The following is a 13,809-nucleotide window of genomic DNA, read 5'->3' as shown; positions in this document are numbered from 1 at the left end:
CCAAGATGGAAGTCATGAAAAGGGCTGTCCTGCGTTTCCTTCGGGACGAAAAGGGCTTGGTTCTTGTCGAATTTGTGCTGATCCTGCCGTTGCTGATCTGGACAGTCGTTGCAATGTATTCCTTCTGGGACACTTTCCGGGTGCGGAACCAGTTTCAAAAGGCGACGCATACGATTTCCAACATCATCTCGCGCACAAAAAAAGCGACGCCTCTGGGTCCGGACGACATCACGGGCTATCACAGCCTGATGAACTATCTGATCCTGAACGACACCCCTGTCAGCGTTCGGATCACCGAATATAAGTATTTCCAAGCCCCGACGGATGCTTATCAGGTGCAGTGGTCTTGTCGTCGGGGCTCGGCCTTTGGCGGCGGTTTGACAAATGCCGATCTTGCCTCCATGCGGAACACCACCCTGCCGATCATGGCGAATGGCGATACGCATATTCTGCTGGAAACCCGTATGAGCTATTCGGCCCCCTTTGCGGTGAACTTCAGCGGTTTTGGTGGAACGTCGACACAGGCCATGACCAACTCTTACGTTTTCCACGAAATCGTGTCCGAGCGGCCGCGCGATGGTGACTTTACACTTTCGTCCTGCAACTAGGCTCGGTGCATCCTCTCACAATCAATCTGCGCGAACGGGCCTTTTCCGTTGGCGCAGATTGCCCACATGATGGTCTTATCAAAACAGGAGGCCGCCATGTCGATCCGTCCCGTCCTTTCCGAAACCCGTGCCATGCCCGCCGTCGAAGGTGCTGGGGTGCAGTTGCACCGGGCCTTTGGCTTTCGCAATCCGGACGAGCTTGACCCGTTCCTGATGTTTGACGATTTCCGCAACGACCGCGTGCAGGATTTCATCAAGGGCTTCCCTTGGCATCCGCATCGCGGCATCGAAACCATCACCTATGTTCTGGCGGGTTCGGTGGAGCATGGCGATTCTCTGGGCAACCGGGGTGTGCTGAAGGGCGGGGATGTGCAGTGGATGACCGCAGGGTCGGGGATCCTGCATCAAGAAATGCCCTTGGGCAATGCCAAGGGTCAGATGCATGGGTTCCAGCTTTGGGCGAACCTGCCCGCCAGCCTGAAGATGACCGCGCCGCGTTATCAGGATGTGAAGGGGCGGGATATCCCCGAGATCATGGATGATGACGGAACGGTGGTGAAGGTCATCGTCGGGTCTTTCTGGGGCAAGACGGGTCCGGTCGATGGCATTGCCGCCGACCCGCAGTATCTGGATATCTATGTGCCGCCGGGTCGCCGCAAGACGTTCAAGGTGGACACCTATCGCAAGGCTTTTGCCTATATCTTTGACGGCAAAGGCACCTTCCGCGACGCCAGCAATCCGCAAGGTGTACTGTTGGAAAAGGAAGTGCGGGGTGAAGAGGTCAACATCCGCGACATGTCGGGCAACCGAACGCTTGTGAAATTCGGCACGGGGGATGAGGTGACGGTGCAGGCCGGGCCGGATGGGATTCGCTTTCTGCTGATTTCCGGCGCGCCTATACAGGAGCCTGTGGCTTGGCACGGGCCGATTGTGATGAACACCGATGCGGAAATCCGGCAAGCGATGGCCGATCTGAAGAACGGCACCTTCATACGGCCGGCGCATTGATGCGGCTGCTGCTGATCTGTCTGGCTTTGGCGGGGTGCGGGGCGCAAAGCGGCCCCGCCCTTCTGCCGATCGAAGACGTTCTGGCGGGGGTCGAAGCACCGCCACCGCCCAGCGCCGAGGCCTTGGCCAGTCGGGCCGCCGCCTTGCGGGCACGGGCGGCAGGTCTTTAGGCGCGTTGCAACGGGCGGGGCAACGGGCTAACAGTCTGTCCGACAAATTCCGAAGGAGCCTGCCCCATGTCCGATCCCGCCAAGAAACCGCTGCGTCTGGGCATTGCCGGTTTGGGCACGGTGGGGATTGGCACGGTTCAGATGATTCAGCGCCACAGCGCCATGATCGCAGCGCGGGCGGGGCGTCCGGTTGTGATCACCGCCGTTTCTGCGCGGGACCGCGGCAAGAACCGCGATGCGGATCTTTCGGGTTTTGCGTGGGAGAATGACCCGGTCGATCTGGCGAAACGCGAGGATGTGGATGTTTTTGTCGAGGTGATGGGTGGCCATGACGGCCCCGCGAAAGCGGCGACCGAGGCGGCGCTGGCCGCTGGTAAAGACGTGGTGACGGCGAACAAGGCGCTTCTCGCCCATCATGGCCATGCATTGGCCCTTGCCGCCGAAGCGGCAGGCCGGGTTATCCGGTTCGAAGCCGCCGTCGCGGGCGGTATCCCGGTGATCAAGGCCCTGACCGAAGGGCTTGCGGGCAACCAGATCCGCCGCGTCATGGGCGTGATGAATGGCACCTGCAATTACATCCTGACGCGGATGCAATCGGCGGGCCTGCCCTATGACGTGGTCTTTGAAGAGGCCCGGCAGTTGGGCTATCTTGAGGCCGACCCGAACCTAGACGTGGGCGGCATTGACGCAGGCCACAAGCTGTCCCTGCTGGCCGCCATCGCCTTTGGCACGCAGGTCAGCTTTGACGCGGTGGAACTGGAAGGCATCGGGGCCATCTCGATCGACGATATCCGCCATGCCGCTGATATGGGTTTCCGCATCAAGCTGCTGGGCGTGGCGCAGATGACGGGTCGGGGTCTGGAACAGCGCATGACCCCCTGCCTTGTGCCCGCCGATCACCCCCTGGGCCAGTTGCAGGGCGGCACCAATATGGTTGTAGTCGAGGGCGATGCCGTGGGCCAGATCGTGCTGCGCGGGGCGGGCGCCGGGGCTGGCCCGACAGCCAGCGCCGTGATGGGCGATGTGATCGACATTGCCCGCGGCTTCCGCCTGCCGGTCTTTGGTCAGCCCGCCGCCAGCCTTGCCACGCCTGTGGCGGCCCAGTCGGCGGCCCCTGCCCCATGGTATATGCGGATGGTGCTGGTCGATAAGCCCGGTGCTTTGGCGAAAATTGCCACCTGTCTGGGTGAGGCGGGCGTGTCCATCGACCGGATGCGCCAATATGGCCATCAGGATGACCACGCCCCCGTGCTGATTGTCACGCACAAGGCCACGCGGCAGGATATCGCCCATGCCATGGGCCTGTTTGCGGGCACGGGCGTGGTTGTCGGTGACCCTGTCGCCATCCGCATCGAAGAAGTCTGACGCCGTTAGCGCCACCAGTCTTGCCGCTGTCACGCCCCTTCGCTAGGGGCGGATCAACAGTGGAGGGATCACATGGCGGATGCAGCAGAATTTCAGGACCGGCTTTTGTCGCTGGGGCTGGCACGGGTGTCAGAGGCGGCGGCCTTGGCCAGTGCGCGACTGATAGGCCGGGGCGATGAAAAGGCCGCCGATCTGGCCGCCGTCAACGCCATGCGCGAGCAGTTGAACCTGCTGGACATTGCGGGCGTGGTGGTCATCGGCGAAGGGGAACGCGACGAGGCCCCGATGCTCTTCATCGGCGAAGAGGTGGGCACGGGCAACGGCCCCTCGGTCGATATCGCGCTGGACCCGCTGGAAGGCACGACGCTGACAGCAAAAGACATGCCGAATGCCCTGACTGTCATCGCCATGGCTCCGCGCGGCAGCCTGCTGCATGCGCCGGATGTGTATATGGACAAGTTGGCGGTCGGGCCGGGCTATGCGCCGGGGGTGGTGCATCTGGGGATGAGCGCCACCGAACGCGTTCTGGCGCTGGCCAAGGCCAAGGGCGGCACCGCAGCCGACATCACCGTCTGCGTGCTGGAACGGCCCCGGCACGAGGCGATGATTGCCGAAATCCGCGCCACAGGTGCGGCGATCCGGCTGATCACCGATGGCGATGTGGCGGGCATCATCCATTGTGCTGAACCGGGGATCACCGGCATCGACATGTATATGGGCCAAGGCGGTGCCCCCGAAGGCGTGCTGGCCGCAGCGGCGCTGAAATGCATGGGCGGCCAGTTGCAGGGGCGGCTGATGTTCCGCAATGACGATGAACGGGCGCGGGCGCGGCGGGCGGGGATCACTGATTTCGACCGGATCTATGAACGCGACGATCTGGTGCGTGGCGAGGTGATTTTTGCGGCAACGGGCGTGACTTCAGGCTCCATGCTGCCGGGGATCAAGCGCGAGCCGGGCTTTGTCGAAACCGAGACCATCCTGATGCGGTCGAAAACCGGTTCTGTGCGACGGATGCGCTATCGCTCGCCGGTGGCTTGATCCCATCGCGCGCCTTCGGCGCAAGCCAGTTCTTGGCTCTGCTGCGCTGCGCGGTGGGAGGACAGCCGTCCTCCCACACCCTCCTAAGGTATTTTGGGCAAGATGAATGCGCAGGGAAGACTTGCTTCGCTGACGGAAGCGGGGCAGTTGCTGTCTATGACCTATCGCGCATTCCTGAATGTTGAAGCCTCGCTGACCGGACGCCGCTGGATGGGGCCGGACCCGGCCGAAGAACGTCTGGCCGAGGGCATGATGCAGGTGACGCGCCTGCCGATGGCGGTCTGCCAGACGCTGGTTTCGCGCGGCATCGGGCCAGATCAGGCGGCGGGGTTTCTGGAACCGACGCTGAAGGATCTGTTGCCGGATCCGATGGTTTTGCGGGATATGGGGAAAGCGACGGAACGGTTTCTGGCGGCCGTGGCCAAGGGCGAAAGGATCGCCGTCTTTGGCGATTATGACGTGGATGGGGGGGCCTCATCCGCCTTGCTGCTGTGCTGGCTGCGCGCCATGGGGCGGCAGGCGACGCTGTATATCCCCGACCGGATCGACGAAGGCTATGGGCCGAACGAGGCGGCGATGGAGGGACTGGCCGCAGCGCATGATCTGATCCTTTGCGTGGACTGCGGGACGCTGTCGCATGGGCCGATTGCGGCAGCCCAAGGGGCCGATGTGGTGGTGTTGGACCATCACCTGGGGGGGGAGACGCTGCCCGAGGCGTTGGCCGTGGTGAACCCAAACCGGCAGGATGAGGATGGTTCGCTGGGCCATCTGTGCGCGGCGGGGGTGGTGTTCCTGATGCTGGTGGAGGCGAATCGGCGGCTCAAGGCGCAGGGGCAGCAGGGGCCGGACCTGATGGCGATGCTGGATCTGGTGGCCTTGGCGACCGTGGCGGATGTGGCGCCGTTGACCGGGGTGAACCGGGCCTTTGTCCGGCAAGGGCTGAAGGTGATGGCCCGACGTGAGCGCGAGGGGCTAAAGGCCCTGGCCGATCTGGCGCGGATGGATCAAGCCCCCAGCACCTATGCCTTGGGCTTTATTCTGGGGCCCAGAGTGAATGCGGGCGGCCGCATCGGGCGGGCCGATCTGGGGGCGCAGCTTTTGGCGACGGATGATGCGGCCAAGGCGATGCTGCTGGCCGCCGAGTTGGACCGCCTGAACGACGAACGCCGCGCGATCGAGGCTGCCGTGCGGGATGAGGCCTTGGCGCAGGCCGAAGCGCGGGGAATTGGGGCCTTGGCCTGGGCCGCGGCCGAGGGTTGGCATCCGGGCGTTGTGGGCATCGTGGCAGCCCGGCTGAAAGAGGCGGTGCATCGGCCCTCGGTCGTGATCGGATTCGAAAATGGCATCGGCAAAGGCTCGGCCCGGTCGATTCCCGGTGTCGATCTGGGGGCCGCGATTCAGCGGGTGGCGGCCGAGGGTTTGCTGCTAAAGGGCGGGGGCCACCGGATGGCGGCGGGGCTGACCGTGGCGCGGGAACATCTGGAGGCGGCGATGGCGCGGCTTTCCGAACTGCTGGAACGCCAGGGGGCCGCGGATGAAGCCCCGCGCGACCTGCGGATCGATGCCTTGCTGGCGCCGCAAGGGGCCACGCAGGCGCTGATCGAACAGGTGGAAAAGGCCGGGCCTTTCGGGCAGGCGAGCCCCGCCCCGCGCTTTGCCTTTGCCAATCAGGCAGTGCATGCCCGCAAGATGGGTGAAAAGCATCTGAAATTGAGCCTGCCCGATGCCGCGCCGAACCGGATCGAGGCGGTGGCTTTCAACGCCTTTGACGGGCCTTTGGGGCCAGCCCTGATGCAGGCGGGCCATCAGCGCTTTCATCTGGCGGGACGGCTGGAGTTGAACCACTGGAACGGGCGAACGACCGTGCAACTGCGACTGGAGGATGCATCTGTCGCCTGATGCAAAAAACCTGCAAATACCCTCTTGCGCATCCGGCACACTGGAATTAGACACCGCTCCACTGACTGCGGCCCGTTCGTCTATCGGTTAGGACACCAGGTTTTCAACCTGGGAAGAGGGGTTCGACTCCCCTACGGGCTGCCACAGTTTCCCCGAAGTTCTACAAAGAATGCCGCGCTCCGCGGGCCTTTGGGTGATGTGAAAAGGGGCAGCCTTGGCTGCCCCTTTCGCGTTTATTCTTTCACCCGTGCGGCCACCGCATCGGCAAAGGTTTCCACCATCGCCTTGTAGAAATCCGCCGTGTCGGCCTTCAGCACCACGACATCCACCCCCGCGGGCAGATAGGCTTTGGCGGCGTTCACATCGACCATCAGCTCATAATTCTTGAACAGGCTGTTGTCGGTCGGGTGCGTCTGCACCACGTTCGCCGCCAGTTTCGTATCGGCGATGCCCAGATCCTCTTGCAGCCCGTTCGACAGTTCCACCTCGGTAATGTCGATGTTCAGATCGGCCCCCTCTTCCGACAGCTGATCCGCCACGCGCGCCGCAATGGCCGCTTCCAGATCCACCTCCAGCGCGCCCCAATAGGCCGCCGCCTGGGCATTTTCGATGGCGGCCAAGTCAACCGTCACATCAATCTTGCGCACGCCTTCGGCCAGCACCATCGACGGCACAAAGCTTGTGAAACCGGCAGCCGCGATCAGGGCCGCAAGACCCGTTTTCTGGATATTCATTTCTGATCTCCTTGATTTTGCACAGCAGGCGCTGCCCGCTGCTTCAAAAAGAAAACGCGGAAACCGGCATCCGGTTCCCGCGCTTTCAGTAGGCCTAGCGCAAAGCTCAGGCGTGCAGTGTCTCGGTCGAGGCAAAGAACATCGCCTGGCTGACCGCCGAACGCACCTGTTCTTCGGTATAGGGCTTGTTGATCATAAAGGCCGGTTCGGGTCGATCCCCGGTCAACAGGCGTTCGGGGAAGGCGGTGATAAAGATCACCGGCAGATCATCGAACTGCGCCAGAATGTCGTTGACCGCATCAATCCCCGAGGAATTGTCGGCCAATTGGATATCCGCCAGAATCAGATCAGGCCGGTCGGCGCTGGCCATCGCCACCGCCTCGGCCCGAGTCCGCGCCACGCCCGTCACCTGATGGCCCATGCTTTCGACGATGGCCGAGATGTCCATCGCGATGATCGCCTCATCTTCGATCACCAGCACCCGGCCTGCCACCGAACTTTCCATCTCGCGGATCGCCAGATCGACCAACTGCCCGGCCTCGGCCTCTTCCACCTGCATGATCGAACCGATCTGCGCATGGGAAAAGCCCTCGATCGCGTGCAAAAGCAGGGCTTCGCGTGTGTTGGGCGTCAGATGGGCCATATGGGCTTGGGCCGCTGCCGAGACACGGTCTTCCGGCTCTTCCACCGGTGCGCCCGAACTGGACCAGACGGAATGAAAGACGTGAAACAGACCCACTTTCGGATCATGCGCCTTTCGCAGAACCGACGGATCGGTCAGAACGGTTTCAAGCGTGGCCACAGCATAGCGGTCGCCGCTGGACTGGCTGCCGGTCAGCGCCCGGGCGTAACGGCGCAGATAAGGCAGGTGACGCGCAACGCTGTCAGCCAGATCCATCGTCGGTGTTGCAGTCATGGTCTTCTCCCAAGGGAAAGTTTTTTGCATTTTCTGGGGAACCTAACGCGGTGCGTGGCGTTTGGTTCCCAACAAAGTGACGGGTATTGAAATGACAGAGCAGAACAAGCCCCCAAGGGCCCGGGCACAGATGCGGGCCCAGATCGATGAGAATCTGAAACGGGTGTACGAGGCTTCGCTGTCCGAAGACCTGCCTGACCGCTTCAAGGATTTGCTATCGCAATTGCGCGCGGTGGATCAGCAGCAATCGGTGGACAAATGACCGACCATCCCGATCCGCGGGCCGATCTGGCCAACCATCTGCGCCCCCTGCGCGCTTTTGCCATCAGCCTGACGCGGAACGTCGCGGCGGCGGACGATCTGGTTCAGGAAACGGTGCTGAAGGCTTGGTCGAACTTGGATAAGTTCGATCCGGCCACGAACATGCAGGCCTGGCTGTTCACCATCCTGCGGAACACTTTTTATTCCACCCTGCGCAAGACGCGGCGCGAAGTGGCCGATCCCGAAGGCATCCACGCCCAGACGCTTGTCACCGCCCCCGCGCATGACGGCAAGCTGGCGATGAATGATTTCGAACGCGCCTTCGACCAGCTTTCCCCCGAACATCGGGAAGTGCTGGTTCTGGTGGGGGCTTCGGGCTTTTCCTGTGAAGAGGCGGCCGAAACCATGGGCGTGGCCGTGGGCACGGTGAAAAGCCGCGCCAGCCGAGCCCGCAAAAGGCTGGCCGAACTTTTGGGCTTGGCCGAAGGCGAAAGCATGTTCGGTGGGCGCGACGGTGGAACCTCGGCCGTGATCAGCCGCTCCATTTCGGCAGCCGCGTAACCCTTCATGCAAGACAGCAAGGACAGTTCCGACCCCACAGCGGATCGGCCCCACAAAGGGGCCGGTCGTTTGGGGCGTCGGCTGGCGCTTTTGGTCGCAGCGGCCATGCTGCCCTTGGGTGCTTTGTCCTTTGTGCAGACACAAGCCATGCAGACAGAGGTGGACGCCCGCAGCGAACTCGCCCTGCGGGGCCAGACCTTGCAAGCGGCGGAACCGCTGATCCAGATGATCCGTCGGGCCGAGGCGACCGCTGAAACGCTCGCCCTTACGATGAACGGCTTGGCCAAGGATACGCTGGCCTGCCGCGACCGGATGGCCGACATTCAGGCGGCCCATCCCGAATATTCCTTGGTCGCCTACATTCCCGTCACCGGGCTGATGACCTGTTCCTCCAACGGCACGGCCTATGATTTCACCAATCATCTCCTGTTTGACCGGCTGATCGGCCCCGACGGCCCCAGCTTTCTGGTCAACCGCGCAGGCCCCATCTCGGGCACCTCTATCTTGGGTATGGTGCATCCGGTGCGCGACGCGGCGGGCACAAAGGTCGGCGTCGTCTCGATCTCCATTCCCCACCATGATCTGGCCGCGTTGCAACCGGCCCCGACCGTCTCTCGGGATGATCCGATCATCCTCGCCACTTTTGACTCCAGCGGCACGCTTTTGGCCTCCACCAGCGACTTCAATGAGGTGCCGCGCCGCCTGCCTTCGGACCGCAGCCCGGAAGAGATGATCGCAGCCGCGCCCATCACCTTTACCGCCGTGTCAAACAGCAACTACCGACGCAACTATTCCGTCATTCCCCTGGCTGATGGCCTGTTCCTCATGGGCAGTTGGCGCACCGACCAGCAGGCCTATGTCAACGACATCGCCCTGTCCGCCTATCTGATGCCGGTCCTCATGTGGCTGTCGGGCATGCTCGTGGCGCTTCTTGCTGCGGACCGCCTTGTCGTCCGTCACATCAGCCGCCTTGGTCGCGCCATGACCGATTTCGCCGGCGGCAACCGCATTCCACAGGATCTGTCGCTGCAACAGGCCCCGCAGGAAATCAGCCAATTGGGCCGCGCCTATCAGGACATGATCGACATCATCCTGCGGGACGAGGCCGAGCTGGAAAATCTGCTGCGCCAAAAACAGATGCTTCTGCGTGAGGTTCACCACCGCACCGGCAATAGCCTGCAACTCATCGCCTCGATCATTCGCATGCACATGCGGCAAAGCCCGTCCGAAGAGGTTCAGGAAATGCTGGCCAGCCTGCATGACCGAGTCATGTCGCTGGCGACCGTTCACCTTGGCCTTTACCAGACCGCCGATCAGGCCGAGGTGCAGATGGACCAACTGCTGACCCGCGTGGCGACGCAGATGATGACCGTCGCCACTCAGGCCGGTCGGCAATTGCAGATCAAGACCGACATCGACCCGATCCGCCTTGGCCCCGATCAGGCCGTCCCCTTGTCCCTGTTGCTGGCCGAATTGCTGTCGGGCCTGTCCGAACAGCGGCGCGGTCAAGACGATGGACAGGCGCAGGCCACCGTCGAACTGCGGCGTTGCATCGACAACCGCGCCGTGCTGCGCATGATCACCCCGGCGCATGATCCGGGGCAAGGGTTGGCCCGCGGCGGACAGGCGGGGGCCCGCATCGGGGCGCAACTGATCCACGGATTTACCCAGCAATTGCAGGGCCAGGTCAGTCATGAAACCCAAGATGGCGAAGACATTTTCCAGATGGCTTTCCACATCCGCCAGACGGACACTGCGACTTTATGATCACAAACCCGTTCCAGCCCGGGCAAAATGGGAACCGTTGGCGCGAATGGGGCGTTCGCGACCGAACCAGTTGATTATGTATCGGTCTGCCCATGCCCTTTTCCGCCTTTCAGCCCCACGCGCCCACACGCATTCTTCTCACCGCCGCCGAGGCTTATCCGGCGCTGGAACAGCTTTTCCTCTCGGCCCGGCAAGAGATCTGGGCGAGTTTTCTGGTCTTTGATCTGACAACCGAACTCCGCTCCACCGAAGGGCGGCGCGTGGGGCAAACGTGGTTCGACCTGATGGTCCATACCCTGCGGCGCGGCGTGGCCGTGCATATGGTCATTTCCGATTTTGATCCCATCGTCCGGCCCGACCTGCACCGCAATTCCTGGCGTTCCGCCCGCATGTTCTGGTCAGCCGCCGAAATGGCGGGGCCGGCGGCGAAGTTGGATATGAAGGTGGCGCTGCACCCTTCCGAAACCGGCCTTTTGCCGCGTCTGGCGGTCTGGCCCTTGGCGATGCACAAGGTGCATTGTCTGGCCAAAGGGTTGAACGCCAAAGAACCCGCCCTGCGCGCCAACGCGCTGCGCGACATGCCCTTGGCCCGCAAGGCGCTGACAGAACGCGCCGACGGCACGCTGCGCCCCCGCTGGGCGCAATTGCCCCGACTTTACCCCGGCGTGCATCATCAGAAACTGGCGGTCTTTGACCGTGCCCGTCTTTACATCGGCGGGCTGGATCTGGACGAGCGCCGCTATGACACGCCCGATCACAAACGCCCCGGCAGCGACACTTGGCATGACGTGCAGTTGATCAGCGAAGGCCCCGTGGTGGCCGAAGCGCAGGCGCATCTAGAAAGCTTTCTTGCGGTAACGGCGGGCCAGACCCCGCCGCCCCGCCAACGCCGTTTCCTGCGCACTCTGTCGCGGCAAAGACGGCTGCAACTGCCCTTCTTCGGCCCGCGCCCCGTCTTGCAGGAAATCGCAACCGCGCATGAGGCGCTGACGGCACGGGCCGAACGGCTGATTTATGTCGAAAGCCAATATTTCCGCGACACCGACTATGCGCATTATCTGGCCGCTGCGGCGATCCGCAATCCGCGGCTGACGATGATCCTGACCCTGCCCGCCGCCCCGGAAGAGGTGGCCTTTGAAAAGGCGCGGGGTCTGGATGACCGCTATGGCGAATATCTTCAGGCCCGTGCCCTGCGCATCCTGCAAAAGGGCTTTGGCCCCCGCCTGTTTGTCGGCGGGGCCGCACAACCGCGCCGCACGCTGGAAAAGGGTCGCGCCCAGATGCTGGGCGCCCCCTTGGTCTATATCCACGCCAAGGTTTCCATCTTTGATGGCCGTTCTGCCATCGTCTCATCCGCCAATATGAACGGTCGTTCGCTTCGTTGGGATACCGAGGCAGGGGTCTTTCTGAACAAGGCGGCCGAGGTCGCTGATTTGCACCGCCGCATCCTGGGCCATTGGCTGCCGAAAGACGCGGGCGAGGCCTATTTCAAACTGGAAACCGCCCAGCAGGCTTGGGCGCAACTGGCGCTGTCGAATGCCCGCAAACCGGCCGAACAACGGCGCGGATTCATCCTGCCCTATGACATCCGCATCGCCGAGAAATTCGGCCAGATGCTGCCCGGCATTCCCGAAGAAATGTGCTGAACAACAAAAGGCCACTGCAATCGCAGCGGCCTTTTCCGTTTCATGGGCCTCGGTTCAGAACACTGGCTGACCCGCCTTTGGCGAGGTTTCGCCATGCGTCACCGCCTGCTGCGCCGTCTGCGCCACGCCGTCATGCAGCGCCACATGCACAGCCCGCACCGCCCGCGCTTTTTCATCGGCCAAGGCTTGGCGCGCCATCGCCAGCAGCCGGTCACGCTCCGGCCCCAGATAACGGTTTTCCGTCTCGGTCGGCGCAAAGGCCGCGCCCACCGCCGCCCCAGCCGCCAAGGCGATCAGACCGCTGGCATAGGGATGCCGCTCGATCCCGGCGCTTGCCGCTGCTCCGGCGGCCACACGCGCCTCCCAGGCCTTTTCGCGCGCGGCCAGAATCTTGGCCTGTGCGGCCTCGGTCAGACCCGAAAGCCCACGCCCCATCGCGCCTTTCAGATCATCGGCCAGATCGGCCAGAACCCGGCCCTTGGCCCGCGCCACCTCTTCGACCGAGGCAAGGCGCGACCGCGCGGCATTGTCCAGACGGCCCAGACTTGCCAAGGCCCGCTGGCGCAGCGCCTCGGCCTCATCCATCCAGTCGTCTTGATCATCCACCACCGGCGGCGGCGGGCCACCCTCATCTTCCCAACGCACCAGCTCATCCCGCTTCAGCATCAGCTTTTCGGCCTTGGCCTCCGCAGGCTCGCCCTTGCGGCCCAGCAACAGCCAAACCAGACCTGCGCCCGCCAAAGCCACCGCCATCGGGTTTCGCCGCACCGCGCGGTCAATGGCCTCGACCGGCAGATGCAGGTTTTCCTGCAACAAAGTCACCGGAGAGATCCGCTCTTGCAGCGCCTCCAGCGCCTTGGCCAGCCGGGTGCGTTCCACCTCCAGCTCGTTTTCAATCCGCGTTGCCGCGTGCATCTGAGGATCATGCATGTGCATTGTCGCCTCCTGCTTGTTTCAGAGTTTCCACATCCCGGCGCAGGCCACGGCCCGCACGCCGAAAGGGCGAGCGAATTTTCAGCATCGACAGCCCATATTGCGCATAGCCCAAGGCGATCAACGCCAGAACCACGCCCACAATCAGCGCCGCCCAATGCGGCCCGACGCCCAAGGCCGCGACACCGGCCACGGCGGCCCCGGCCAGAACATTCAGCGCCACCATGCCCGCGACCAAAGCCACCAGCAGATGCACCACGCCCTGACCAGCCCGCCGGGCGGCTTCTTCCGCCTCGGTCCGGGCCAAGGCCAACTCGCCCCGGATCAACCGGGACAAGCTGGCCAGAACGTCATTCAGCGGGTTCACGACCGCCCTCCATCCTTGGGCCAGTGCCGCGCCAGATCGGCGTTGTCGACATTCCGCGCGATCCGCGCATTGCGCGCCGACGACCGCACGAAACGGGCCAGGGCAAAACCCAGCACCGCCGCACCTGCCGCAAAGGCCCCCGGATGTTTCCGCGCCAAGGCCTTCACATCCTCGGCCAGATCGGTCAATTTGCGGTCGCGCAGGCTGTCAGTCGCCGCCGAAACACCATCCGCCGCCTTACCCAGCAGCCGGGCCTGAAGGCTTTCGTCTTCCGAAGCCATGTCCCGCAGCCGGTTTTCCAGACGATCCGCGCCGTCCACCAGCTTGTCCTTGGCGACATCGGCGCGCGATGCGGCGGCATCCAGAACAGCGCTGGCCGTTTCACCCGCCTTTTCCTTCACCGTCACGCCCATGCTGCGCGCGCTGTCGCTTGCTTGGCCCAGCTTTTCGCGGGCCGCGTCTTTCAGGTTCTCTGCCGCTTCCGCCGCACGGTCTTTGATCGTTGTCGCGTTCATGGCCTTCTCCTTCGTCAAAAG

At 63.3% G+C, this 13,809-nt stretch carries 15 protein-coding genes and 1 tRNA gene; 11 read left to right on the top strand and 5 right to left on the bottom strand.

Annotated elements, in window-relative coordinates; translation table 11 throughout:
• The first annotated feature begins 5 nt into the window (after positions 1-5).
• The 7 genes from IE095_RS08615 (at position 6) to IE095_RS08585 (ending at position 6,232) form a co-directional block, all read left to right on the top strand.
• Positions 6-608 (top strand): TadE/TadG family type IV pilus assembly protein, encoded by a 603-nt coding sequence (locus tag IE095_RS08615; protein WP_189411216.1) that lies wholly within the window; start codon positions 6-8, stop codon positions 606-608.
• A gap of 96 nt (positions 609-704) precedes the next feature.
• Positions 705-1,616 carry a pirin family protein gene (locus IE095_RS08610; protein ID WP_189411215.1) on the top strand — a complete coding sequence of 304 codons (912 nt, stop codon included), beginning with the start codon at positions 705-707 and terminating at the stop codon, positions 1,614-1,616.
• Positions 1,616-1,786, top strand: coding sequence for a hypothetical protein (locus IE095_RS08605; RefSeq protein WP_189411214.1), 171 nt, complete (start codon positions 1,616-1,618; stop codon positions 1,784-1,786). Before IE095_RS08610 ends, IE095_RS08605 begins: the two co-directional genes overlap by 1 nt.
• Positions 1,787-1,852: 66 nt before the next feature.
• Positions 1,853-3,151, top strand: coding sequence for a homoserine dehydrogenase (locus IE095_RS08600; protein WP_189411213.1), 1,299 nt, complete (start codon positions 1,853-1,855; stop codon positions 3,149-3,151).
• 72 nt (positions 3,152-3,223) lie between these two features.
• Complete coding sequence (gene glpX / locus IE095_RS08595; RefSeq protein ID WP_189411212.1) at positions 3,224-4,189, top strand: class II fructose-bisphosphatase; 966 nt, start codon at positions 3,224-3,226, stop codon at positions 4,187-4,189.
• A 156-nt stretch (positions 4,190-4,345) separates the two neighbouring features.
• On the top strand, positions 4,346-6,088 hold the full coding sequence (gene recJ / locus IE095_RS08590; protein ID WP_189411211.1) for a single-stranded-DNA-specific exonuclease RecJ: 1,743 nt from the start codon (positions 4,346-4,348) through the stop codon (positions 6,086-6,088).
• Between the two features lie 69 nt (positions 6,089-6,157).
• Positions 6,158-6,232, top strand: a tRNA-Glu gene (locus IE095_RS08585).
• A gap of 89 nt (positions 6,233-6,321) precedes the next feature.
• Here the strand turns inward: IE095_RS08585 and IE095_RS08580 are convergent.
• Together IE095_RS08580 and IE095_RS08575 are read right to left on the bottom strand one after the other, a co-directional pair.
• The gene (locus IE095_RS08580; RefSeq protein ID WP_189411210.1) at positions 6,322-6,822 is read right to left on the bottom strand and encodes a hypothetical protein; all 501 of its coding nucleotides are present in this window, start codon (positions 6,820-6,822) and stop codon (positions 6,322-6,324) included.
• Positions 6,823-6,928: 106 nt separating this feature from the next.
• The gene (locus tag IE095_RS08575; protein WP_189411209.1) at positions 6,929-7,738 is read right to left on the bottom strand and encodes a response regulator; all 810 of its coding nucleotides are present in this window, start codon (positions 7,736-7,738) and stop codon (positions 6,929-6,931) included.
• A gap of 130 nt (positions 7,739-7,868) precedes the next feature.
• Between IE095_RS08575 and IE095_RS08570 the strand changes: the two genes are divergently transcribed.
• The 4 genes from IE095_RS08570 to IE095_RS08555 all read left to right on the top strand — a co-directional run bounded on the left by IE095_RS08570 (position 7,869) and on the right by IE095_RS08555 (position 11,973).
• Positions 7,869-8,000 (top strand): NepR family anti-sigma factor, encoded by a 132-nt coding sequence (locus IE095_RS08570; protein WP_189411208.1) that lies wholly within the window; start codon positions 7,869-7,871, stop codon positions 7,998-8,000.
• On the top strand, positions 7,997-8,560 hold the full coding sequence (locus tag IE095_RS08565) for an RNA polymerase sigma factor (protein ID WP_189411207.1): 564 nt from the start codon (positions 7,997-7,999) through the stop codon (positions 8,558-8,560). Before IE095_RS08570 ends, IE095_RS08565 begins: the two co-directional genes overlap by 4 nt.
• Before the next feature lie 6 nt (positions 8,561-8,566).
• On the top strand, positions 8,567-10,327 hold the full coding sequence (locus IE095_RS08560; protein WP_189411206.1) for a sensor histidine kinase: 1,761 nt from the start codon (positions 8,567-8,569) through the stop codon (positions 10,325-10,327).
• A gap of 92 nt (positions 10,328-10,419) precedes the next feature.
• Positions 10,420-11,973 carry a phospholipase D family protein gene (locus IE095_RS08555; protein ID WP_189411205.1) on the top strand — a complete coding sequence of 518 codons (1,554 nt, stop codon included), beginning with the start codon at positions 10,420-10,422 and terminating at the stop codon, positions 11,971-11,973.
• Positions 11,974-12,027: 54 nt separating this feature from the next.
• On the opposite strand, the gene IE095_RS08550 is transcribed toward IE095_RS08555, so the two are convergent.
• The 3 genes from IE095_RS08550 to IE095_RS08540 are packed head-to-tail and all read right to left on the bottom strand — an operon-like array spanning position 12,028 to position 13,788.
• Entirely contained in the window at positions 12,028-12,909 is an 882-nt protein-coding gene (locus tag IE095_RS08550; protein WP_189411204.1) for a hypothetical protein, read from the bottom strand.
• Positions 12,896-13,273: a phage holin family protein gene (locus IE095_RS08545; RefSeq protein ID WP_189411203.1), complete on the bottom strand. Its 378-nt coding sequence runs from the start codon at positions 13,271-13,273 to the stop codon at positions 12,896-12,898. Before IE095_RS08545 ends, IE095_RS08550 begins: the two co-directional genes overlap by 14 nt.
• A complete protein-coding gene (locus IE095_RS08540) occupies positions 13,270-13,788 on the bottom strand; it encodes a hypothetical protein (protein WP_189411202.1) in 519 nt (172 codons plus the stop codon). The genes IE095_RS08545 and IE095_RS08540 overlap by 4 nt, the downstream gene beginning before the upstream one ends.
• Between the last annotated feature and the right edge of the window lie 21 nt (positions 13,789-13,809).

Origin of the sequence: Neogemmobacter tilapiae, assembly GCF_014652215.1 — a bacterium.
Lineage (GTDB): Bacteria > Pseudomonadota > Alphaproteobacteria > Rhodobacterales > Rhodobacteraceae > Neogemmobacter > Neogemmobacter tilapiae.
Note: the sequence above shows the minus strand (reverse complement) of the source record. Positions and strands in the feature narration are given on the sequence as shown.

Excerpts from the sequence above, each read along its gene's own strand:
- IE095_RS08615 (WP_189411216.1), top strand. The coding sequence starts at position 6 with ATGGAAGTCATGAAAAGGGCTGTCCTGCGTTTCCTTCGGGACGAAAAG.
- IE095_RS08610 (WP_189411215.1), top strand. The coding sequence starts at position 705 with ATGTCGATCCGTCCCGTCCTTTCCGAAACCCGTGCCATGCCCGCCGTC.
- IE095_RS08605 (WP_189411214.1), top strand. The coding sequence starts at position 1,616 with ATGCGGCTGCTGCTGATCTGTCTGGCTTTGGCGGGGTGCGGGGCGCAA.
- IE095_RS08600 (WP_189411213.1), top strand. The coding sequence starts at position 1,853 with ATGTCCGATCCCGCCAAGAAACCGCTGCGTCTGGGCATTGCCGGTTTG.
- glpX (WP_189411212.1), top strand. The coding sequence starts at position 3,224 with ATGGCGGATGCAGCAGAATTTCAGGACCGGCTTTTGTCGCTGGGGCTG.
- recJ (WP_189411211.1), top strand. The coding sequence starts at position 4,346 with ATGACCTATCGCGCATTCCTGAATGTTGAAGCCTCGCTGACCGGACGC.
- IE095_RS08580 (WP_189411210.1), bottom strand. The coding sequence starts at position 6,822 with ATGAATATCCAGAAAACGGGTCTTGCGGCCCTGATCGCGGCTGCCGGT.
- IE095_RS08575 (WP_189411209.1), bottom strand. The coding sequence starts at position 7,738 with ATGACTGCAACACCGACGATGGATCTGGCTGACAGCGTTGCGCGTCAC.
- IE095_RS08570 (WP_189411208.1), top strand. The coding sequence starts at position 7,869 with ATGCGGGCCCAGATCGATGAGAATCTGAAACGGGTGTACGAGGCTTCG.
- IE095_RS08565 (WP_189411207.1), top strand. The coding sequence starts at position 7,997 with ATGACCGACCATCCCGATCCGCGGGCCGATCTGGCCAACCATCTGCGC.
- IE095_RS08560 (WP_189411206.1), top strand. The coding sequence starts at position 8,567 with ATGCAAGACAGCAAGGACAGTTCCGACCCCACAGCGGATCGGCCCCAC.
- IE095_RS08555 (WP_189411205.1), top strand. The coding sequence starts at position 10,420 with ATGCCCTTTTCCGCCTTTCAGCCCCACGCGCCCACACGCATTCTTCTC.
- IE095_RS08550 (WP_189411204.1), bottom strand. The coding sequence starts at position 12,909 with ATGCACATGCATGATCCTCAGATGCACGCGGCAACGCGGATTGAAAAC.
- IE095_RS08540 (WP_189411202.1), bottom strand. The coding sequence starts at position 13,788 with ATGAACGCGACAACGATCAAAGACCGTGCGGCGGAAGCGGCAGAGAAC.